Raw genomic sequence first — 19,950 nt, 5'->3', positions numbered from 1 at the left:
GACAGCCCCCATCGATTGGATTAGGACAATTCCAAAAAGCGGCGTTCGCCCGGCCCGCAGGCTTCATTGCCGGCCCGGCTTCGCCTGATGTTTCCGACATGTCGAGGAAGACACCGATGCCAGCTTACCGTTCCAGAACCACGACCCATGGCCGCAACATGGCGGGCGCGCGCGGCCTTTGGCGCGCCACGGGCATGAAGGATTCGGATTTCGGCAAGCCGATCATCGCGGTGGTGAATTCCTTCACCCAGTTCGTTCCCGGCCATGTGCATCTGAAGGATCTCGGCCAGCTCGTCGCTCGCGAAATCGAGGCGGCCGGCGGCGTCGCCAAGGAGTTCAATACGATCGCCGTCGATGACGGCATCGCCATGGGCCATGACGGCATGCTCTACTCGCTGCCCTCGCGCGAGTTGATCGCCGACAGCGTCGAATACATGGTCAATGCCCATTGCGCCGACGCCATGGTCTGCATCTCCAACTGCGACAAGATCACCCCCGGCATGCTGATGGCGTCGCTGCGCCTCAACATCCCGACCGTCTTCGTCTCCGGCGGTCCTATGGAAGCGGGCAAGGTCGTGCTGCATGGGAAGACACATGCGCTTGACCTCGTCGACGCCATGGTCGCGGCTGCCGATGACAAGATCTCCGATGACGACGTCAAGGTCATCGAGCGTTCAGCCTGTCCGACCTGCGGTTCGTGCTCCGGCATGTTCACCGCAAACTCGATGAATTGCCTGACGGAGGCGCTCGGCCTGTCGCTGCCCGGCAACGGCTCGACGCTTGCCACCCATGCCGATCGTAAGCGCCTCTTCGTCGAGGCCGGCCACCTGATCGTCGATCTCGCCCGCCGCTATTACGAGCAGGACGACGTCAAGGCGCTGCCACGCACCATCGCCTCCAAGCAGGCTTTCGAGAATGCCATGGCGCTCGATATCGCCATGGGCGGTTCGACCAACACGGTCCTGCACATCCTTGCAGCGGCCCACGAAGGCGAGGTCGATTTCACCATGGCCGATATCGACGCACTGTCGCGCCGCGTGCCATGCCTATCGAAGGTCGCGCCCGCCAAGAGCGATGTGCATATGGAAGATGTCCACCGCGCTGGCGGCATCATGTCGATCCTCGGAGAACTCGATAAGGGTGGGCTCCTGAACCGCGATTGTCCGACCGTCCATGCCGAGACGCTCGGCGATGCGATTGATCGCTGGGACATCACCCGCACCAACAGCGACACCGTCCGCAACTTCTATCGCGCCGCTCCCGGCGGCATCCCGACCCAGGTCGCCTTCAGCCAGGAAGCTCGTTGGGACGAGCTCGACACCGATCGCCAGAACGGCGTAATCCGCTCGGTCGAACACCCCTTCTCCAAGGATGGCGGTCTTGCTGTGCTGAAGGGTAATCTCGCAGTGGACGGCTGCATCGTCAAGACGGCCGGCGTCGATGAATCGATCCTGAAATTCTCCGGCCCGGCCCGCGTCTTCGAAAGCCAGGATGCGTCGGTCAAGGCGATCCTCGCCAACGAGATCAAGGCCGGCGACGTCGTCGTCATCCGTTACGAAGGCCCGAAGGGCGGCCCCGGCATGCAGGAAATGCTCTATCCGACGAGCTATCTGAAGTCGAAGGGCCTCGGCAAGGCCTGCGCGCTGATTACCGACGGCCGCTTCTCCGGCGGTACCTCCGGCCTCTCGATCGGCCATGTCTCGCCGGAAGCGGCGAATGGCGGCACGATCGGCCTGGTGCGCGAAGGCGACATGATCGATATCGATATCCCGAACCGCACGATCAGCCTGCGTGTCAGCGAGGCCGAACTCGCCGCCCGCCACGCCGAGCAGGAAGGCAAGGGCTGGCAGCCGACCGAGATTCGCAAGCGCAACGTCACCACCGCGCTGAAGGCCTATGCGGCTTTCGCAACCAGCGCCGACCGCGGCGCCGTGCGGGATCTCAACGCCCGCTGAGTAGTCGAAACTACGACCCCTGATTAAGAGTCCAGCGGCGCGGCCGCTGTCAAAGCGGTCGGTTGATGTTTTTGTAGGTCTCGCCGAGCTGCTTCATCCGCTCGTCATAGGCAGCCTTGATACAGGCGGCGTCGCCCCCGCATTCCTGCCGCTTCTTCAGCCAGGCGGTCTGCTCGTCCTGCAATGTTCCGCGCGAGCCCATGGCCAGCAGACCGGAGAGCAGCTCGAAGGTCGTCACCATCTTGACGTCGGCGTCGTTGAGGACGCGATTGTCGCAGATCGCCTTTTCGTCCGGCTTCAATTCCTTCGCATCACAATCGAAACTCGCCGACCATGCCAGATCCGATGAGAAAATCAGGATCGCCAAACCGAGCGCGGCCGACATTCGCCATGTCATCATCTTCTTCCTTTACTGCCGATCAAATCAGCTTGCGCACCGCCAGAGCCAGAAAGATGATGCAGGCGAGCCAGACGACAAGGATGAAGATCAATCCGGCCCGGCCGGAAGGGCGTTCGATCCGCCTAGCCGCTTCCACGCGAAGCGCAGTCATCACCTCTGCCGGCACGAGCCGCGTCGCCAGCAAGATGCCGAGCGGAACGATGACGAGATCGTCGAGATAGCCGAGCACGGGAATGAAATCGGGGATCAGATCGATCGGCGAAAGCGCATAGGCTGCGACGGCGCCGGCGACCGCTTTCGCATACCAGGGCACGCGAGGATCGCGGGCGGCAAGCCACAGCGCAACGATGTCACGCTTCAGTGACTTTGCCCAGATTTTAGCTTTTGATATCAGTTGCATGGTTGACCTTCCTGAATCAAATTCGCAGCGCCATCAAGGCACTCCCTTGCCTTATTCTTCCATGCTTCCGCCCTCTTTCCTTTCTAGCGTCGGACGCTACAACGTTGCTCAAGAGGATTCAAAAGGGATACCCATGCAAGGCCTGTTCAAGCGCGCCTCCGTTTCGCTCTTCGCTCTGATGCTCGTTCTGCCGGCTGCGGCCCGGGCGCAGACGGCAAAGACGGTGCCTGAGAGCCAGATGCAGATGCAGCTCTCCTTCGCGCCGCTCGTCAAGCAGACGTCGGGCGCAGTCGTCAACGTCTATGCGGAAAAGATCATCCAGCGCCAGTCGCCCTTTGCGGGCGATCCCTTCTTCGAGCAGTTTTTCGGCCAGCAGATGCCGAATCGATCCGAAAAGCAGTCCTCGCTCGGTTCCGGCGTCATTGTCGAGGCGAACGGCACTGTCGTCACCAACAACCACGTCGTCGAAGGCGCCGACGATATCAAGGTGGCGCTGTCAGATGGCCGCGAATTCCCCTGCAAGGTGGTGCTGCGCGACGACCGCGTCGACCTCGCCGTGCTGAAGATCGACACCAAGGAAAACTTCCCGACACTACCGATCGGCAATTCCGATACCGTCGAGGTCGGCGATCTCGTGCTGGCGATCGGCAATCCCTTCGGTGTCGGCCAGACGGTGACGAGCGGTATCGTCTCCGCACTTGCCCGCAACCAGGTGGTCAAGAACGAGTTCGGCTTCTTCATCCAGACCGACGCCTCGATCAATCCGGGCAATTCCGGCGGTGCGCTGATGAACATGAAGGGCGAGCTGATCGGCATCAACACCGCGATCTTCTCGCGCGGCGGCGGCTCGAACGGCATCGGCTTTGCCATTCCCGCCAATCTCGTCAAAGTCTTCCTCGCTTCCGCCGATGCCGGCGTCAAATCCTTCGAGCGGCCCTATGTCGGCGCGAGCTTCGATGCGGTGACGTCGGAAGTTGCCGAAGCCCTTGGGCTCAACAAAGTGCGCGGCGCACTCGTCGTCAAGGTTTCGGAAGGCAGCCCGGCGGCGAAGGCCGGGCTGAAGGCCGGCCAGATCGTCACGTCAGTCAACGGCATCGCCGTCGAGCATCCGGACGCGTTGCTCTATCGCCTGACCACAGCCGGCCTCGGCAAAACGGTCAATCTTACCGTCATCGACAACGGCCACGAGCAGCAGTTGTCATTGGCGCTCGACCGCGCGCCGGAGACCTCGCCGCGCGACCAGCGCGTCATTGGCGGGCGGACGCCCTTTACCGGCGCCGTCGTCGAAAACCTGTCGCCGCGCGTCGCAGATGAATTGCGCATGCCCTCGGAATCGGCGGGCGTCGTCGTTGCCGATGTCAAGCAGGATTCCCCGGCGGCTCGTCTGGGTTTTGAGCCCAAGGATATCATCGTTTCGATCAACGGAACGGAAGTAAAATCGACCAAAGAACTGGCCGAGATAGCCAGCAGCGATCCCGGTCTCTGGCGGGTCGAGATCGAGCGCGATGGCCAGCGTATCAGGCAGTTCTTCCGATGAGCAATGATCTCTTCGCGCCGCGTGTTCCGGAAGAGGTTGCCGCCAGGCGGCCGCTTGCCGACCGGTTGCGGCCGAAGACGCTTGCCGATGTCACTGGTCAGGAACATCTGACCGGTGAGGACGGCGTGCTGAAGAGGATGATCGAAAGTGGTTCGCTCGGATCGATGATCTTCTGGGGTCCGCCAGGCACCGGCAAAACGACGGTGGCGCGGCTGCTTTCCGGTGAGGCGGGGCTGGCCTTCGAGCAGATATCGGCGATCTTTTCCGGCGTCGCCGATCTGAAGAAGGTGTTCGAGGCGGCTCGCATGCGCCGCATGGACGGTCGCCAGACGCTGCTGTTCGTCGATGAGATTCATCGTTTCAACCGCGCCCAGCAGGACAGTTTCCTGCCTGTTATGGAGGACGGCACCGTCATTCTCGTCGGCGCCACCACCGAAAATCCCTCCTTCGAGCTCAACGCCGCTCTGTTGTCGCGCGCCCGCGTCCTCACTTTCAAGTCACATGACGAGGAGAGCTTGGAGGAATTGCTGACGCGCGCCGAGGCGATCGAGCAGAAGCCGCTGCCGCTGACCGAGGAGGCGCGCGCCAGCCTGATCCGCATGGCCGATGGCGACGGCCGCGCCGTGCTGACGCTCGCCGAAGAGATCTGGCGTGCTGCCCGCGAGGGCGAGAGCTTCGATACCGGAGCGTTGACGCGTATCGTCCAGCGCCGCGCCCCAGTCTACGACAAGGCGCAGGACGGCCACTACAATCTGATTTCGGCGCTGCATAAGTCGGTGCGCGGCTCGGATCCGGATGCTGCGCTCTATTATCTTGCCCGCATGTTCGATGCCGGCGAGGATCCGCTCTATCTCGGCCGGCGTTTGGTGCGCATGGCGGTGGAGGATATCGGGCTTGCCGATCCGCAGGCGCTGGTGATCTGCAACGCCGCCAAGGATGCCTATGACTATCTCGGATCGCCGGAAGGGGAGCTGGCGCTGGCGCAAGCCTGCGTCTATCTCGCCACCGCGCCGAAATCGAATGCCGTCTACACCGCCTTCAAGGCCGCAAGCCAGGCCGCAAAGCAGAACGGCTCGCTGCTGCCGCCGAAGCATATCCTCAACGCGCCGACGAAATTGATGAAGGGCGAGGGTTACGGCGAGGGCTATCGCTACGATCACGACGAGCCGGACGCCTTTTCAGGCCAGGATTATTTTCCGGAGAAGATGGGCCGCCAGACTTTCTACGATCCGCCGGAGCGCGGCTTCGAGCGGGATATCCGTAAGCGGCTGGAATGGTGGGCGAAGCTGCGCAAAGAGCGCAATCCGCGCTGACGCGTGGGCGGGGTTAACCGCCAAGAGCGACCGCTATGGCGACCAGAAGCAATCCGAGGCAAGTCATCGTCATCCCCGCATAAAAAGGCCTGCCTCCCGAAAATTTCGCCCACGCATAACCCGTCACGAACAGCAGCATGATGAGAAACAGGTTGCTGACTCTCAGAGCGAGGTGGGCGCTGTCGATGAGAAAGAAAGGGGTCACGGCCGGAATGGACGTGACCGAGACGAGAAAAACGACCGCGAGGGCGGCAAGGAGATCATTTTTCGATAGAGACGCCCTCACAGGATCGGCCCTGCGTGCGAGCGTCAGCAGTGATCTATAAAGCGCGTCTGCATCGGCAGCCTTTGCAGAAAACGGTGCTTCTTCGATCGGGAATTCTTTCGCGAGCATGTTGAGCGCCGCAGTCTCGCTTCCGGCGGCTTTGATTTGCCGAAAAAGGCGCAGCCGCCTGCTCTTGTAAAACGTCGTCCCCAGAACGAACAAAACGGCGTCAATGATCCCCCAGGCAACGTTGCATCCGACTGTTGCGACGATCAACTCCTGAGCATCCAACCCCTCTTCTTCAAAAACAAGTCTCGAGCCGACCGTCAAAGTCAGCGCCATGATCAGTCCGAAAAGGACTTCACCGAGTGCATCGCCGGGATCGATGATATCAGTGACACGATCGATCGGGTTCGAAGTCATGGGCTGCCCCAGGTGATGAGATCTTCGTCTGCTGTTCCTCTCTCGGCGATCCGAGTATGAATGGGAGCGGACTGCAGCTGGCGGCGTGGTGGAAGCCCCGCGACTGAGAATTGTGAACGACGACTCGGGATGATTCATTGATCGTGATCAAGATCAGTACGATTGGGCGTCTCGTGATCACGGTTTGTCGACAAAGCACGTCCGTGCCTGTCCTGGCGCGTCAGAAAAGATGCCGGTGCTGCAAAGCTCAGGAAGGGCGTGGTGTCTTCTGATTGACAGGCGCGGCGATCACCTTGACGGCGGATTCCGCGAGCCCGTGATGGCCTTCCATGTCGACGACGACATGCCAGTGGCCGCTTTCCGGAACGGCGAGCTTGACCGGCGACTTGCGCGCCACGCCGCCGATATATTTGAAATCGAGAACCTCGGTGAAACGCTGGAAGTTCGGCGCCGTCATCAGACGAACATTGTTCACCGCATTCAGCGACACCTCGACGATCGTTCCGGCTCGCTGTTCCTTGAGATCGTAATGGGTGAAGCGGAAATTCGGTTTCGGCATCGGTCTCGCGGCATCTGATAACTTGGCGATGAGATTTTACCAGCATGCCAGTTAACGAAAAGTTGGAAATCGGCCCCTTTAGCCCATGCCTGCGATAGGAAATCCATGCGTGGCGAGGGGCAAAAATATAGTTATGGCATAAAGGCGGGCGGCGGAAATCTCCCACGCCATGTCGGGAAGGAATGGTCGCCCTGATGGCCGCCGTTCTCCTGGTTGTCAGTTGCCGCGCCGGTTTTCCCGATCCAGCTGCGTCACCAGCGCCAGGATCGTCTCCGATACCGGCGTCGGCACGGCAGTCAGGCGTCCGAGCGCCACCAGCATGCCGACAAGCGGGGTAATTTCGAGCGCCTTGCCGCCGATCAGGTCCTGCAGCATCGAGGTCCGAACGCCGCCGATGTGGCGCGACTGCTCCAGCCGCTGCTCGACAGACATGGCGAAATCCGCACCGACCGCATCGCCGACAGCGCGCACTTCCTTCATGACCTTGCTCACCATGTCCATGAGCGCCGGATCCGCCATGATGTCGGTCATCAGCGCCCGTGTCAGAGCGCTGATCGGGTTGAAGGCGGCGTTGCCCATCAACTTGCTCCAGATTTCACTGCGGATGTCGGCCGTGGTCGTAATATTGAGATCGGCGCCGCTCAGCACCGCTGCTATGGCCGAAAGCTCGGCAGACATTTCACCGGAGGGCTCGCCAAGTACGAAGCGGCCTTTGTGGGAAAGTTGGATCTCGCCTGGCTTGACCACTTCCGCGCCTTGATAGGCGACGCAGCCGATCACGCGTTCCGGGCTGATCAGCCGCCAGAGCCTGCCGCCGGGATCGAGCTCGTCGAATTGCAGTTCCTGATGTCCGCTCCTGGGATCGCGATGGAAATACCACCATGGAATGCCGTTGAGGATCATGACGACGCGGGTGCCTTGCTTGAGCAGACCGGCGATCCCTTCGGCGGCAGGCGACAGCTGATGTCCCTTGAGGCCGGTGATGACGAGATCCTGCCGCGGCAATGTCTTCGGATCGTCGGTTGCCGTTACGCGTACCTTGAGCGGGGTTTGCGCATCGGCCTCGCGCAGACTGAGGCCGTGGCTGCGGATCGCATCGAGATGCGCCCCACGCGCGACGACGGCGACGTCGTTATCTTCCCTGCCTGCGAGCTTGGCGGCGATGGCGCCGCCAAGGGCGCCGGCGCCATAAATACAGATGGTCTTGATGGGCATGTGTTGCCTCTTCAGGGGTCACGGTCTGACTTACATCTAGGCCATCCCCGGCGAGAGGCGAATGCCAATTTGCCGCAAGGCGTTCTTTGTATCACCTCCATGGCGCTGCCGCACGTCCAAATCCGAATACGGCGGCATTGGTCTTGGCTGCTCAGGCCCGAGCGGTTGCGTCGCTTGCAAAATCCGTGGAGACGGCAAGCTCGCGCCAGACGGCCAGTTCCTTTTCGACACTCGCATGCTGCGCCTCGATCATGGCGACCGTATCGCTGCCGAACGGCATGCGCAGCGGCGGGTTGGCCGAGTTGACCATTGTCATGATGCCGGCCGCGAGCTTGGCGGGGTTGCCGGGCTGGGCGTGATTGGCGTCGACGGCGAAATTACGCATGTTTCCAGCCGGCGTGCCCTCGTAATCGGCGATGGAAGCAGGACTTATTGCTAGCGAGGTGTCGGCGAGGAAGTCCGTGCGGAAGAAGCCAGGCTCGACAATCGTCACCTTGATGCCGAAAGGTTCGACTTCGGCGGCCATGGATTCCGACAGCCCTTCGACTGCGAATTTGGTCGAGCCGTAGACGCCCCAGCCGGGATAGCCGAAATAGCCGCCGATCGAGGAGAAGTTCAGGATATGGCCGGAACGCTGGCGACGCATATAGGGCAGTACGGCGCGTGTCACCTTCAGGAGACCGAAGACATTGGTGGCATAGATCTTTTCGATCTCTTCGGCTGTGGATTCCTCGACGGCGCCGAGCAGGCCGTAACCGGCATTGTTGGCGAGAACGTCGATGCGGCCGAAGCGGGCGATGCCGGCGGCCGCAGCCTCCTTGGCCGGCGCCTCGTTGGTGACGTCGAGCGCGACGGCCAGCAGGTTCGGATGGTCCCCGAATTGTTCGATGATGGTCTTCGGGTTGCGGGCCGTGGCGATGACGGCATCGCCTGATGCAAGTGCTTCCTTGGTCATCAGCGCGCCGAAACCGCGGGATGCACCAGTGATAAACCAGACTTTCATGACGAATTCCTTTGTTGGCGTCGCATCTCTGTGCTGACGGACTGAATTTGACTGAAAACCAGATGCTGTATAAGATTCGTTATTATTGAAACTATGATGAGCAAAACTCAGCAATGAGGGCCACTGAACTTTCCGAACTGGCGGCCTTCGTGGCCGTGGCGCGGCACAAGAGCTTCCGCAAGGCGGGCGAGGAGCGGGGCGTCACAGCCTCTGCCGTCAGCCATGCGGTGCTCAATCTGGAAGACCGAATTGGCATCCGCCTGCTCAACCGCACGACACGCAGCGTTTCGCTGACGGAAGCCGGCGAACTCCTGGTCTCACATCTCGTTCCGGCTTTCGGGGAGATGGCGGCCGCGCTCGATGCGCTGAACCGATACCGCGATACGCCGTTCGGCAGGGTGAGAATCAACGTGCCGAATTCCATCGGTCCTTTCGTCATTGGCCGTGTCATCGCCCCATTGCTTCAACGCAATCCCAATTTGCAGCTGGAAATCAACGCGACCGACAGGCTGGTCGACATCGTCGAGGAAGGGTTTGATGCCGGCATCCGTTTCGGCGAACGTGTCACCGAAGGCATGATCGCCTTGCGTATCAAGCCGCGTATCCGCCTGGTCGTGGTCGGTTCACCCGCCTATTTCGAGAGGCGCCCGAAGCCGGAAACGCCTTACGAGCTCAAGCGCCACCTCTGCATCCAGAACATGTTTCCCTCCGGTGCACGTTATGCCTGGGAATTCGAGAAGGACGGCCAGACGGTGAGCTTTCAGCCGACCGGACCACTGTCGCTCGACGATCACGAGCTGATGATGCAGGCAGCGCTCGGCGGCGTCGGCCTTGCCTATATCTGGGAGCCCCGCGTCGAAAAGGCCATTGCCGACGGCGAACTCATCCAGGTGCTCGACGACTGGTGTCAGCCGGAGGAACCGCTCTATATCTACTATCCGAGCCGCCGCCATATATCTGCGGGCTTCAGGGCGGTGATCGACGCGATCAGGGCGGTGTGAAAGAGCCCAATCCTACCCGCGCAAGCCAGCGATCGTTTGAAGCGCCTCAAAATAAATCGCCAGGTCTCGGGCAGGATCCGCCGGCAGGGTGGTTGCACGGAATACCTTGCCTCCTGCCGCCTCGACGCCTCCGTCGATCATCAGGTTGTCGGCCATGCCGTGATTTTCGATTGCGATGCCGTCAGGCCCGCGCGGGCGTCCGCTCGTCTCGTCGATCTCCATTCCCGCATACCAGATCGAGCGGACGCGCAAGCCGTAGTCGTCGGGGTGGTTGGTATAGGCGAAGACCGATTTTCCGAGAGCAATCATGAAGCCGATCTCGTAGACCGTGCCCGGATCGGCGCTGACGCCGCGAAAGGGTGTGATGTTGGCGAGGCAGATTTCCGCCTTACGCATGGCGACGTCATTGCGGGCGTAAATCTCCGCAGCTGTCCGCTTTATCGGCGTTTGATTTTCGTCGCTGCCGGGGCCGGTCGGTTCGAAGCCGCACTGACGCGCCAATCGGCGTTTTTCTGCCATGATGGGCATTGCATCGGGAAGAAAGACTTCCGGGCCGGCAAGGTAAATGGTGGTCATCGGTATCCTTCATTTCTACGCGAGCCGAAGCACGGGAGTTGAGGGCAGGGCGGGATCCATTTCCGATGGAAGCCTGGCAGATGGCAAGCCGCGCCGGCAACAATTTCGATTTCTTCCATTGACAGTCCGATCAGCCCGCAGCAGGCCGGCAGCTGCCGCGCGGGCCGGCATCAGCCTGCTCGTTGGAGACGTGAAAAAGCGAAAGGTTGCGCTTGTCACCCTTTTGACTTCGCTGGGCGAAGCAGCCAATGATACGGTCATGGCAGCATCATCGGGAGAGATTGATGAAGGGGCGGATTTTGTCAAATGCTGATCGAAGTGCGCCGAAGCGGCTCGGATATCTGTTTCCCGCCATCGCCGCGCTGATCCTATCGGCACCGCTGGCGCTGGGAGAAGAAATCGGGCCGCAAAGCCAGTCCTCGCGTGCGCAGGTCGAAAAACTGCTCGGCCTGTGGAAGGAGCACTTTGCCGGCGCCGACAGCCTGCAAGAGCGCAGGGCTGCTTTCGCCAGGCTGATGGAAACGATGCCGGGGCCGACGCGCATCCAGGTCCGGCAGGTCGATGCCGACGGCGTGGATGGCGAGCTGATGTGGCCCGCCCGGCTCCATCACCCGATCGGCAAAAGGGTGATTCTCTACATCCATGGCGGCGGCTTTTCCGGTGGTTCCATCCGTACGCACGGCTTGTTCGCCGGTTCGCTCGCCAAGGCCGCATCCAGCGACGTGCTTCTGATCAATTATCGGCTGATGCCGGAATATACCTATCCCGCCCAGATCAACGACGCGCTGACGGCCTATCGCTGGCTTCTTGATAACGGTTATAGCAACGAGAACGTCGTCGTGGCAGGAGACGGCGCTGGCGGCAACATTGCGCTCGAGGCGGTGCTGCGGCAGAAGCAGGCGGCCAAACCCTTGCCGGCGGCCGTGATTGCGCTGAGCCCGATCACCGATCTTGCCGCGACGGGCGGATCGATGACGGCGAATGCCGGCAGCGACCCGCTGGTCGATAAGGCGTTGATCGAGACTTTGCGCAAGACCTATCTCGGCAGCCGGCCTGCCACCGATCCTCAGGCATCACCGCTTTATGCCGACATGACCGGATTCCCGCCGCTATTGTTGCAGGTCGGTTCCGGCGAAGCCCTGCGTGATGACACGCTGCGCCTCGCCGACAAAGCGCGCGGGCAGGGCGTGGATGTCACCACCGAGGTCTGGCCGGGCATGCCGCATCAGTGGCAGCTGTTTCCCGCGATACTCGACGATGCCGATCGCTCGAGCCAGACTATTGCCGAGTTTGCGATTCGGCATTTTGCCGAAAAACCGGAAGAGTAGGGGCCACAGCCGCTGGCGTCAGCCGACACTGCATCATTGCGATGTGCCGCCCGAGGGTGAAGGCGCCAGGGGCCGCTCGACTTCCCGGCCGACACTGAGCGCCTTTCGCACATTCGGCTCCAGCCGCTCGATATAGGCGTGGTCGGGCGCAGCGCCGAGCGCATCCAGCATTTTCGAGAAAAAACAGCGGGCCGCTGTGGCGGCCGTGACGTCGAAAATTTCGGCGTCACTCAGCCCGTGTTTCTTCAACCCGTCTATATCGTGCTGCGTGATCGATGTCGCATCGCGCGCCACCTTGGCCGCAAAGGCCATGATCGCACGCTCGCCGGCATCGATTGGTGCCCTTTCGGTCTCGTTGACAACTGCCGTCAGTCCCTCGCTGGTAAATCCCTCGCGCAGCAGCACCGAGCCGTGCGCCAGCATGCAATAAGAGGATTTAAGCTCCTTGGCCGCCGCCAGCGTCACCAATTCGTAGCGCCTGAGGCTCATATGGCCGCGAATGCTCGAAAGCAGCCCCGCCCAGCTCTCCATCACCTCCGGCCGGTGGCCGAAGGCACGATACATGTTCGGCAGATAACCATAATTCGCCTCGGCCGACGCGTACATCGACGTCGTCCTCTCGCTGGCGGATGCATCCGGGGTGTGAATGAAAGCCATGACATGGTCCTCCTCTATTGCGAGAAGGATAGGGTAGATATGCCGGACAGCAATCCTGCGCAGTCAGTTCGGGAACGAGCCCTCGGCCGTACAGGACGCCGTTTGAGGGCCTGAATGATCAGGCAACGTCGTTGCTTGCCAGAATGTCAGCGGCTCTCTTGATGGGAAGAGTGACGGTGAAGGTGGATCCGCACCCTCTTGCACTTCGCACCTCTATCGAGCCTCGATGCAGTTCGATGATCTGCTTGACAAGGTTGAGGCCGATACCGGTTCCGGCAATCCCGGTCGAGGTCCGCGCGCGGAAATAGCGTTGAAACAGCCGGGGCACGTCTTCAGCATCGATCCCCACGCCATCGTCGCTGATCGAAACCTTGATATTGCCCGTCTCCTCCCATGCCGTAACACGAATTTCGGAGGTTCCTGGCGCATATTTCACCGCATTCGAGAGCAGATTGGTAAAGACCTGGCTTAAGCTGCGGGGATCGGCATCGATGAATTCCGGCAGCCCGTCTATGTCGAGCACGAAGCCGTGCGTCTTCGAGATCGCCGACTGCCGCTCGCAGCAGGTTCTGATCAACGTTCCCACGGCGCAGGCGTCATAACTGATATCGATCTTGCCGGTATCGAGGCGTCCGGCCGTCAGGATGCTCTCCATGAGATCGACGATCCGGTTCACCGATGCACGGATCTGTTCGACCTTGTCGTTGAGAAATTCGGGCTCGACCGCGCCCCCTTTCCGGAGCAGCCGCTGAGCGGCAGCATCGATGATTGCAAGCGGGGTGCGGAACTCATGTGATGCCATCGCCACGAACTGCCGCTGCAATTCGTTGATGCTCCGCTCCTGGGCGAGCATCCGCTCAAGCTCGCGCGCCTGCCGTTCGACCTCCGCCGTTCGGTTTTGCACAGTAACTTCGAGCTGATCGTGATGGCGGCGCAGCGCTTCCGCGAGCCGCACGGTCTTCGTGACGTCCTCGTGTGTCGCTACGTATCCGCCGTTCTGCATCGGATTGTGGGTGATTTTGATGATGCGCCCGTCGGTGAGCGCGATGTTCTGGCTCGCCGGTGCGCCGAGTGCCGTCGCTTCGAAGACGACGTCAAAATAGGTGGCGGTGTCGGCCGGACCATTTCCCTGTTGGCTTCGATAGGCGAGGATGTCCACCAGCGACGTTCCGGGCCGAGTCAAAAAATCCGGCAGATCGTACATCCGTGCATAGGATGCGTTGCACAATATCAGCTTCTTCGTCGCGTCGAACATGCACAGCCCATGCGGCATATTGCTGAGAGCTGCGTCGAACCGGCGATGCTGTTCCCTCAGATTGTCTTCTACGCGGATATGGGCCGAGATGTCTTCATAGCTGAGGATCCAGCTTCCCGCTCTCGACGGGGCGCAGGTCAATGAGATCATCCGTCCGTTGGCCAGTGCAAACTGCGAGGTGTGCGGCCTGCCGGTAGTCAACCGTGAACAAGCCGCTGCACGGCAGTCGGCGGTGCCGGGCAGGCCGTCGATATTCATTCCTCTGCGCAGAGTGCCATCGGAAAGGCCGAGAATATCAAGCGCACGGGAATTGAAAGCCGTCACCGTATCGGCAGAATCAAGGAGAACAATGCCCTGCGGCAGGTTCTCCAGAATGGCTTCAAACGAATGCGGCATTTCCGGCCCCGCTTTAAATCTGGCACGTCCCCTATCCGTAGCATTGGCCACAAACGATAAAGTTTCGCTAATACCTCCGGGAGGGAATTCCTCGAGAGCAATTCCAGCAAAGATGCGTCGCGATTCTGCATCAACCTAATGGATCCACGACATCTGCCGCGATTCATCCTCAGACTTGAAGAGCCAGAGATTTCGCAGGCTGGCCCGAACTCGCAACGTTGGGAAAAGCCTGTCGGGTTGTTTCCATGATTTAAATCGTTCCAAAAACAAGTCCCCGCTCGTGACGTGATGGGGAGAGAGAAAGGCCAATAAAGAGCAACCCTAATTAAAATGGCTCTTGACATATTTGGAACGTTCCAAATAAATAAGCACCAGTCGACGATGACGTCGGGAGGGTGAAGTGACAAAGGCGCGGGTGACCGTCATCGACATTGCGAAGGCCGCCGGCGTCTCCAAGTCGACGGTGTCGCTCGTGCTTCAGGGCTCCTCCCTGGTCAATGAGGCGACGCGTGCCAAGGTCAATGCCGTGATGCGCGAGCTCGGATACGTCTATAATCGCGGCGCAGCCAATCTTCGGCAGGCCGGTTCCAAATCGAGGATCATCGGAGTTGTCGTGAACGATCTGACGAACAGCTTCTTTGCGGAGTTGGCGGTCGGCGTCGATATGGTCGTTCAGTCGGCCGGTTTCGTGCAGTTCCTGTCGAACACCGGCGAGAGCATCGACAGGCAGCGCGAGGTTGTCGCATCGATGCGCGAACATGGCATTTCAGGCCTGATCGTCTCGCCGGCGCGCGCCACCGATGCCGCCGACTTCAAGCCGCTGGTCTCGGCAGGCATTCCCGTCGTGGTTGTCGTCCGAAACCTGCCTGGCGCCAAGGTCTCGTCGATAGTCTCCGACAACCGGGCCGGCATGATGGCCGCCGTTCAGCATCTGGTGGGTCTCGGTCATAAGCGCATCGCATTTCTCGGCGGCTTTCCCGACACCGCTGTCTTCGACGATCGCCTTTCCGGTTACCGCAGCGGAATAGAGGCGGCCGGGCTCGGATACGACGAGGCACTCGTGATCTCGTCCGCGCCGTCGCGAGCGGGCGGCGTGGAGGCGATCGGAAGAGCGATCGCTCTTGGCGACCGGCCCACTGCGGCCGTCTGCTTCAACGATGCCGTCGCCTTCGGAGTCTGCGACGGATTGCGTTCGCGCCGTCTGGAGCCTGGCGCCGACTTCGCCGTCGTGGGTTTCGACGACGTCATCGAGGCTCAGGCGGCGGTTCCCGCGCTAACGACGGTCTCGGTCGATCCGCAGGGCATCGGGCGTCGCGGCGCACAGATGCTCCTCAAGCAGATCAATGCGGGCAAGGCCGAAGCGGAGACGGTGACGACAGCCGTTCGGCTCGTCGTCCGCGAAAGTTGCGGAGCCGGCACAGCCGCGCCGATAAGGGCCGGCAGAGCGGGAAATTGAAACGGGGTTCGAAGTGACGCACATGAAGAAGCATCTCACACCAGCCGAAGCGGCCGCGCTGATCCCGGATGGCGCCGTCGTTACGGTGTCGTCGTCGAGCGGTCTAGGTTGCCCCGACCTGATGCTGAAGGCGATCGGCGAGCGTTTCGAAGCGACCGGTCATCCCAGTCACATTACCACCCTTCACCCAATTGCCGCCGGCGATATGAGCGGCATCAAGGGCGTCGACCATATCGCGAGGAAAGGTCTGCTCAAGCGCATCATCGGCGGTTCCTATCCCTCGGGACCGTCCTCGGCCGAGCCGCCGTTGATCTGGCAGATGATCACCAATAATGAGATCCCGGCCTATAATATTCCCTCCGGCATCCTGTTCGACATCCATCGCGAGGCCGCCGCCAAGCGACCTGGTGTCTTGACCAAGGTCGGCATCGACACCTTCGTCGATCCCGAGCGGCAGGGCTGCGCAATGAACGCCCTGGCTTCGGGCGATCCGGTGGTCAGGCGCGTCAGCTTCGAGGGCGACGACTGGCTGTTCTTCCCCGCGATCGTCCCGCAGGTCGCGATCATTCGCGCGACGACAGCCGATGAGCGCGGCAATCTCACCTATGAACATGAAGGCGCCTATCTCGGCGGCCTCGATCAGGCGCTTGCCGCCCGCAATAATGGCGGCATCGTCATCGCGCAGGTCAAGCGGATCACCAATGAAGGCTCTCTGAAGCCCCATGACGTCCGCGTGCCGGGAATGCTGGTCGACTATGTGATCGTTGATCCCGATCAGAAGCAGACGACGCAGACTGGGTACGACCCGGCAATATCAGGCGAGATCTTCCGCCCGCTCGATAGCTTCCGCGTTCCGGAGTTCAATGTCCAGAAGGTCATCGCGCGCCGTGTCGCGCAGGAATTAGAGGCGGGAAGCTGCGTTAATCTCGGCTTCGGAATATCGGCCAACGTGCCACGGATTCTGCTGGAGGAGGGGCTGCACGGCGCTGTCACCTGGGTGATCGAGCAGGGCGCGGTCGGCGGTGTGCCGCTGCTCGACTTCGCCTTCGGTTGTGCCTCCAATGCCGACGCCTATATGCCGTCTCCCTATCAGTTCACCTATTTCCAGGGCGCTGGTTTCGATGCGTCGCTGTTGTCCTTCCTCGAAATCGGAAAGGACGGATCGGTCAACGTCTCGAAGCTGTCGTTCCGGCCGCATGTCACCGCCGGCGCTGGGGGCTTCGTCGACATCACGGCGCGGGCGAAGAAGATAGTCTTCTCCGGCATGTTCAACGCCGGTGCGAAGCTTTCGATCGCCGACGGAGCTCTCCTCATCGAAAAGGAAGGCAAGCTGAAGAAGCTGGTGAACGTGGTCGAACACGTCACCTTCAGCGGCAGGCGCGCAATCGAGCAGGGTCAGGATATCACCTATGTCACCGAGCGGTGCGTCATGAAGCTGACGCCTGAGGGCATCGTGTTGACCGAGATCGCGCCCGGCGTCGATCTGCAAACCCAGATCCTCGAGCAGTCCGAATTCCGACTGATCGTCGCGCCCGACCTGAAGGTGATGGACGCCGCACTGTTCCGGGAGGCTGAGATCGGACTCTCGCTTCCGGCAAGGAGGGCGCGGGCGCTGGAGGGCTCCTTCAATGGCTAGTGGATCGGTCAGGATCGATATCGATGGCCATGTCGCGACGCTGACGATCTCCCGGCCGGAGAAGCTGAACGCGCTCGATCTCGATATGCTGAAAGCCTTGGCGGAGGCGGCCGACGCGGTGGAGGCGAACCCGAATGTGCGCGCTGCCGTTCTCACCGGCGAAGGAAAGGGCTTTTCCGCCGGAGGCGACATCAAGGCCTGGGGCGGAATGCTGCCTCAGGAGTTCGGCCACGCCTGGGTGCGGCACGGCCACCGCATATTCGATAGACTGGCGACGCTCAGGGTGCCGCTGGTCGCGGCCCTCAATGGCCACGCCCTCGGAGGCGGGCTCGAACTGGCCGGCGTTGCCGATATTCGCATCGCAGAGGAACACATCAAGATCGGCCTGCCGGAGACCGGCCTCGGAATGGTGCCGGGCTGGTCCGGCACCCAGCGTCTCGTGCGCCGGTTTGGCGCGCAGGCCGTCCGGCGCATGGCGCTCGGCGGCGAGATTTTTACCGCCGAGGAGGCGCGTCTGCTCGGGATCGTCGACGCGGTGGTTCCGACGGGAAACGCGCTGGCGGCTGCCAGGGACTATGCCGAGCGGATTGCCGCACGGGGACCGGCCGCTATCGAGATCGTCAAGCTGATGATCGCATCGGCGAACGGTGAAGACAATGGAACCGCGGTCGAAGCCCTAGGCTCGATCCTCGCCGCCAAGACCGGCGATCTGAAGGAGGGCGTTGCGTCGTTCAGCGAAAAGCGCCCGGCAAGATTCAAGGGAGAATGGTAATGACGGTTCTCGTCAATCCGACCGCGCTTAGCAATGACAAAGCTCGCGATTTCAAGATGCTGATTGACGGCAAATGGGAAGCCGGCGCCGCCGATCCGATCGCGCGCGTCGCGCCGAGCCATGGTGTGGTGGTCAGCCGTTTCCCGGCCGGCAGCAGGAGCGATGCCGAACGCGCCATCGCCGCCGCCCGCAAGGCCTTCGATCTCGGGCCATGGCCGCGAATGACCGCTTCCGAGCGGTCGGCCATTCTGCTCAGGGCTGCCGATCTGATCGCGGCGCGTGCGGAAGAACTGGCATTTCTCGATGCCATCGAGGCGGGGAAACCCATCACCCAGGTTCAGGGCGAGATCGCGGGCTCCGTCGACATATGGCGCTATGCGGCGGCTCTTGCTCGCGACCTTCACGGCGAAAGCTACAACACGCTTGGGGACGGCACGCTCGGCGTCGTCCTGCGCGAGGCGATCGGCGTGGTGTCGATCATCACGCCCTGGAATTTCCCGTTCCTGATCGTCGGACAGAAGCTGCCCTTCGCCCTTGCCGCAGGCTGCACCACCGTCGTCAAGCCCTCTGAACTGACATCGGGATCGACGCTCGTGCTCGGAGAAATCCTGCAGGAAGCAGGCATTCCCGAGGGTGTCGTCAATATTGTCACCGGTACGGGACCTGAGGTCGGCGCGGTCATGACGTCTCATCCCGACGTCGATATGGTCTCCTTCACCGGCTCGACGGGCGTGGGAAAATTGACCATGGCGAATGCTGCGCAGACGCTGAAGAAGGTCTCACTGGAACTGGGCGGCAAGAACCCGCAGATCGTCTTCCCGGATGCCGATCTCGACGCCTTCATCGATGCCGCGGTCTTCGGTGCCTATTTCAATGCCGGCGAGTGCTGCAATGCTGGCTCGCGGCTGATCCTTCACAAGTCGATCGCTGCCGATGCCGTCAGGCGGATTGCCGAGTTGTCGAAGGCGGTCAAGGTCGGCGATCCCCTCGATCCCTCGACGCAGGTCGGCGCGATCATAACGCCGCAGCATCTGGAGAAGATCTCGGGCTATGTCGCCGGCGCCAGGAGCAGCGGCGCTCGGATCGCGCATGGCGGCGAGAGGCTCGACCTCGGCATGGGGCAGTTCATGTCGCCGACGATCCTCGAAGCGGTCACGCCTGACATGGCGGTGGCGCGCGAAGAGGTCTTTGGCCCGGTCCTCTCGGTTCTCACGTTCGAAACGACTGCCGAAGCAATCAGGATCGCGAATTCCATCGATTACGGCCTCTCGGCCGGTGTCTGGAGCCGCGATTTCGATACCTGCCTGACCATCGGTCGGTCAGTGCGGGCGGGCACGGTCTGGATGAACACCTTCATGGACGGCGCCTCGGAACTGCCCTTCGGCGGCTACAAGCAGAGCGGCCTTGGCCGTGAGCTCGGCCGCCACGCGGTCGAGGACTATACGGAGACCAAGACGCTGAACATGCATATCGGCAAGCGCACCAACTGGTGGATGCCGCGAACCTGAGGCTGGCTTCGCCAGCGACGAAACTACGCCTGAGGAGGGCGGGTGATCGGGTGCGGGAATGGGTCCCGCATCTCCAAACGGGAACTGGGAGGTTCTTCGATGCGTAAGTTTCTGACAATGACTGCCGTGATCGCACTGGCCGTGGCCGGCGCCGGCGTCTCCGCACGCGCTGCCGACGTGAAGGAAGTGCAGATGCTGCACTGGTGGACGTCGGGGGGCGAGGCAGCGGCTTTGAACGTCCTGAAGCAGGATCTATCGAAGGAAGGTTTTGCCTGGAAGGACGTCCCGGTTGCCG

Annotated in this window: 19 protein-coding genes and 1 pseudogene; 11 read left to right on the top strand and 9 right to left on the bottom strand. The window is 61.5% G+C overall.

Features of this window, described 5'->3' with window-relative positions:
• Nucleotides 1-116: 116 nt before the first annotated feature.
• Nucleotides 117-1,955 (top strand): dihydroxy-acid dehydratase, encoded by a 1,839-nt coding sequence (gene ilvD, locus HJC04_RS25720; RefSeq protein ID WP_210628240.1) that lies wholly within the window; start codon nt 117-119, stop codon nt 1,953-1,955.
• A 49-nt stretch (nt 1,956-2,004) separates the two neighbouring features.
• Here ilvD and HJC04_RS25715 read toward each other — a convergent pair whose 3' ends face one another.
• Complete coding sequence (locus tag HJC04_RS25715; RefSeq protein ID WP_210628239.1) at nt 2,005-2,355, bottom strand: lysozyme inhibitor LprI family protein; 351 nt, start codon at nt 2,353-2,355, stop codon at nt 2,005-2,007.
• Nucleotides 2,356-2,374: 19 nt separating this feature from the next.
• Nucleotides 2,375-2,755 (bottom strand): YkvA family protein, encoded by a 381-nt coding sequence (locus tag HJC04_RS25710; RefSeq protein ID WP_221147430.1) that lies wholly within the window; start codon nt 2,753-2,755, stop codon nt 2,375-2,377.
• A 133-nt stretch (nt 2,756-2,888) separates the two neighbouring features.
• Here HJC04_RS25710 and HJC04_RS25705 point away from each other — a divergent pair, with 133 nt between their 5' ends.
• Together HJC04_RS25705 and HJC04_RS25700 are read left to right on the top strand one after the other, a co-directional pair.
• A complete protein-coding gene (locus HJC04_RS25705; RefSeq protein ID WP_221147429.1) occupies nt 2,889-4,292 on the top strand; it encodes a DegQ family serine endoprotease in 1,404 nt (467 codons plus the stop codon).
• Nucleotides 4,289-5,605: a replication-associated recombination protein A gene (locus HJC04_RS25700; RefSeq protein WP_221147428.1), complete on the top strand. Its 1,317-nt coding sequence runs from the start codon at nt 4,289-4,291 to the stop codon at nt 5,603-5,605. Before HJC04_RS25705 ends, HJC04_RS25700 begins: the two co-directional genes overlap by 4 nt.
• A gap of 13 nt (nt 5,606-5,618) precedes the next feature.
• On the opposite strand, the gene HJC04_RS25695 is transcribed toward HJC04_RS25700, so the two are convergent.
• The 4 genes from HJC04_RS25695 to HJC04_RS25680 form a co-directional block, all read right to left on the bottom strand.
• Nucleotides 5,619-6,293: a VIT1/CCC1 transporter family protein gene (locus tag HJC04_RS25695; protein WP_210628235.1), complete on the bottom strand. Its 675-nt coding sequence runs from the start codon at nt 6,291-6,293 to the stop codon at nt 5,619-5,621.
• 247 nt (nt 6,294-6,540) lie between these two features.
• The gene (locus HJC04_RS25690; RefSeq protein ID WP_210628234.1) at nt 6,541-6,852 is read right to left on the bottom strand and encodes a DUF1883 domain-containing protein; all 312 of its coding nucleotides are present in this window, start codon (nt 6,850-6,852) and stop codon (nt 6,541-6,543) included.
• A gap of 216 nt (nt 6,853-7,068) precedes the next feature.
• Nucleotides 7,069-8,067, bottom strand: coding sequence for a ketopantoate reductase family protein (locus HJC04_RS25685; protein ID WP_210628233.1), 999 nt, complete (start codon nt 8,065-8,067; stop codon nt 7,069-7,071).
• Nucleotides 8,068-8,218: 151 nt separating this feature from the next.
• The gene (locus HJC04_RS25680; protein ID WP_221147427.1) at nt 8,219-9,070 is read right to left on the bottom strand and encodes an oxidoreductase; all 852 of its coding nucleotides are present in this window, start codon (nt 9,068-9,070) and stop codon (nt 8,219-8,221) included.
• A 113-nt stretch (nt 9,071-9,183) separates the two neighbouring features.
• On the opposite strand from HJC04_RS25680, the gene HJC04_RS25675 reads away from it, so the two are divergent.
• Complete coding sequence (locus HJC04_RS25675; protein WP_210628231.1) at nt 9,184-10,071, top strand: LysR family transcriptional regulator; 888 nt, start codon at nt 9,184-9,186, stop codon at nt 10,069-10,071.
• Between the two features lie 12 nt (nt 10,072-10,083).
• Here HJC04_RS25675 and HJC04_RS25670 read toward each other — a convergent pair whose 3' ends face one another.
• On the bottom strand, nt 10,084-10,647 hold the full coding sequence (locus HJC04_RS25670) for a nucleoside 2-deoxyribosyltransferase (protein WP_210628230.1): 564 nt from the start codon (nt 10,645-10,647) through the stop codon (nt 10,084-10,086).
• On the opposite strand from HJC04_RS25670, the gene HJC04_RS25665 reads away from it, so the two are divergent.
• Nucleotides 10,637-10,960: a hypothetical protein gene (locus HJC04_RS25665; protein ID WP_210628229.1), complete on the top strand. Its 324-nt coding sequence runs from the start codon at nt 10,637-10,639 to the stop codon at nt 10,958-10,960. The genes HJC04_RS25670 and HJC04_RS25665 overlap by 11 nt on opposite strands.
• A gap of 40 nt (nt 10,961-11,000) precedes the next feature.
• Nucleotides 11,001-11,975 carry an alpha/beta hydrolase gene (locus tag HJC04_RS25660; protein ID WP_221147487.1) on the top strand — a complete coding sequence of 325 codons (975 nt, stop codon included), beginning with the start codon at nt 11,001-11,003 and terminating at the stop codon, nt 11,973-11,975.
• Between the two features lie 33 nt (nt 11,976-12,008).
• On the opposite strand, the gene HJC04_RS25655 is transcribed toward HJC04_RS25660, so the two are convergent.
• On the bottom strand, nt 12,009-12,632 hold the full coding sequence (locus HJC04_RS25655) for a carboxymuconolactone decarboxylase family protein (RefSeq protein ID WP_210628228.1): 624 nt from the start codon (nt 12,630-12,632) through the stop codon (nt 12,009-12,011).
• Between the two features lie 118 nt (nt 12,633-12,750).
• Complete coding sequence (locus HJC04_RS25650; RefSeq protein WP_221147426.1) at nt 12,751-14,283, bottom strand: PAS-domain containing protein; 1,533 nt, start codon at nt 14,281-14,283, stop codon at nt 12,751-12,753.
• 400 nt (nt 14,284-14,683) lie between these two features.
• On the opposite strand from HJC04_RS25650, the gene HJC04_RS25645 reads away from it, so the two are divergent.
• From HJC04_RS25645 to HJC04_RS25625, 5 genes and pseudogenes are all read left to right on the top strand, one after another.
• A complete protein-coding gene (locus HJC04_RS25645; RefSeq protein ID WP_210628226.1) occupies nt 14,684-15,739 on the top strand; it encodes a LacI family DNA-binding transcriptional regulator in 1,056 nt (351 codons plus the stop codon).
• 22 nt (nt 15,740-15,761) lie between these two features.
• Complete coding sequence (locus tag HJC04_RS25640) at nt 15,762-17,375, top strand: acyl CoA:acetate/3-ketoacid CoA transferase (protein WP_210628225.1); 1,614 nt, start codon at nt 15,762-15,764, stop codon at nt 17,373-17,375.
• Nucleotides 17,368-18,147, top strand: coding sequence for an enoyl-CoA hydratase/isomerase family protein (locus HJC04_RS25635; RefSeq protein WP_221123478.1), 780 nt, complete (start codon nt 17,368-17,370; stop codon nt 18,145-18,147). Before HJC04_RS25640 ends, HJC04_RS25635 begins: the two co-directional genes overlap by 8 nt.
• A complete protein-coding gene (locus tag HJC04_RS25630) occupies nt 18,147-19,655 on the top strand; it encodes an aldehyde dehydrogenase family protein (protein ID WP_221123479.1) in 1,509 nt (502 codons plus the stop codon). Before HJC04_RS25635 ends, HJC04_RS25630 begins: the two co-directional genes overlap by 1 nt.
• A 99-nt stretch (nt 19,656-19,754) precedes the next feature.
• Nucleotides 19,755-19,950: pseudogene (locus HJC04_RS25625) on the top strand (sugar ABC transporter substrate-binding protein); the annotation flags it as partial.

The organism is Rhizobium sp. NLR8a, from assembly GCF_019685235.1.
Taxonomy (GTDB): domain Bacteria; phylum Pseudomonadota; class Alphaproteobacteria; order Rhizobiales; family Rhizobiaceae; genus Rhizobium.
This window is presented reverse-complemented; position numbering and strand designations above follow the sequence as displayed.

Excerpts from the sequence above, each read along its gene's own strand:
- ilvD (WP_210628240.1), top strand. The coding sequence starts at position 117 with ATGCCAGCTTACCGTTCCAGAACCACGACCCATGGCCGCAACATGGCG.
- HJC04_RS25715 (WP_210628239.1), bottom strand. The coding sequence starts at position 2,355 with ATGATGACATGGCGAATGTCGGCCGCGCTCGGTTTGGCGATCCTGATT.
- HJC04_RS25710 (WP_221147430.1), bottom strand. The coding sequence starts at position 2,755 with ATGCAACTGATATCAAAAGCTAAAATCTGGGCAAAGTCACTGAAGCGT.
- HJC04_RS25705 (WP_221147429.1), top strand. The coding sequence starts at position 2,889 with ATGCAAGGCCTGTTCAAGCGCGCCTCCGTTTCGCTCTTCGCTCTGATG.
- HJC04_RS25700 (WP_221147428.1), top strand. The coding sequence starts at position 4,289 with ATGAGCAATGATCTCTTCGCGCCGCGTGTTCCGGAAGAGGTTGCCGCC.
- HJC04_RS25695 (WP_210628235.1), bottom strand. The coding sequence starts at position 6,293 with ATGACTTCGAACCCGATCGATCGTGTCACTGATATCATCGATCCCGGC.
- HJC04_RS25690 (WP_210628234.1), bottom strand. The coding sequence starts at position 6,852 with ATGCCGAAACCGAATTTCCGCTTCACCCATTACGATCTCAAGGAACAG.
- HJC04_RS25685 (WP_210628233.1), bottom strand. The coding sequence starts at position 8,067 with ATGCCCATCAAGACCATCTGTATTTATGGCGCCGGCGCCCTTGGCGGC.
- HJC04_RS25680 (WP_221147427.1), bottom strand. The coding sequence starts at position 9,070 with ATGAAAGTCTGGTTTATCACTGGTGCATCCCGCGGTTTCGGCGCGCTG.
- HJC04_RS25675 (WP_210628231.1), top strand. The coding sequence starts at position 9,184 with ATGAGGGCCACTGAACTTTCCGAACTGGCGGCCTTCGTGGCCGTGGCG.
- HJC04_RS25665 (WP_210628229.1), top strand. The coding sequence starts at position 10,637 with ATGGTGGTCATCGGTATCCTTCATTTCTACGCGAGCCGAAGCACGGGA.
- HJC04_RS25670 (WP_210628230.1), bottom strand. The coding sequence starts at position 10,647 with ATGACCACCATTTACCTTGCCGGCCCGGAAGTCTTTCTTCCCGATGCA.
- HJC04_RS25655 (WP_210628228.1), bottom strand. The coding sequence starts at position 12,632 with ATGGCTTTCATTCACACCCCGGATGCATCCGCCAGCGAGAGGACGACG.
- HJC04_RS25650 (WP_221147426.1), bottom strand. The coding sequence starts at position 14,283 with ATGCCGCATTCGTTTGAAGCCATTCTGGAGAACCTGCCGCAGGGCATT.
- HJC04_RS25640 (WP_210628225.1), top strand. The coding sequence starts at position 15,762 with ATGAAGAAGCATCTCACACCAGCCGAAGCGGCCGCGCTGATCCCGGAT.
- HJC04_RS25635 (WP_221123478.1), top strand. The coding sequence starts at position 17,368 with ATGGCTAGTGGATCGGTCAGGATCGATATCGATGGCCATGTCGCGACG.
- HJC04_RS25630 (WP_221123479.1), top strand. The coding sequence starts at position 18,147 with ATGACGGTTCTCGTCAATCCGACCGCGCTTAGCAATGACAAAGCTCGC.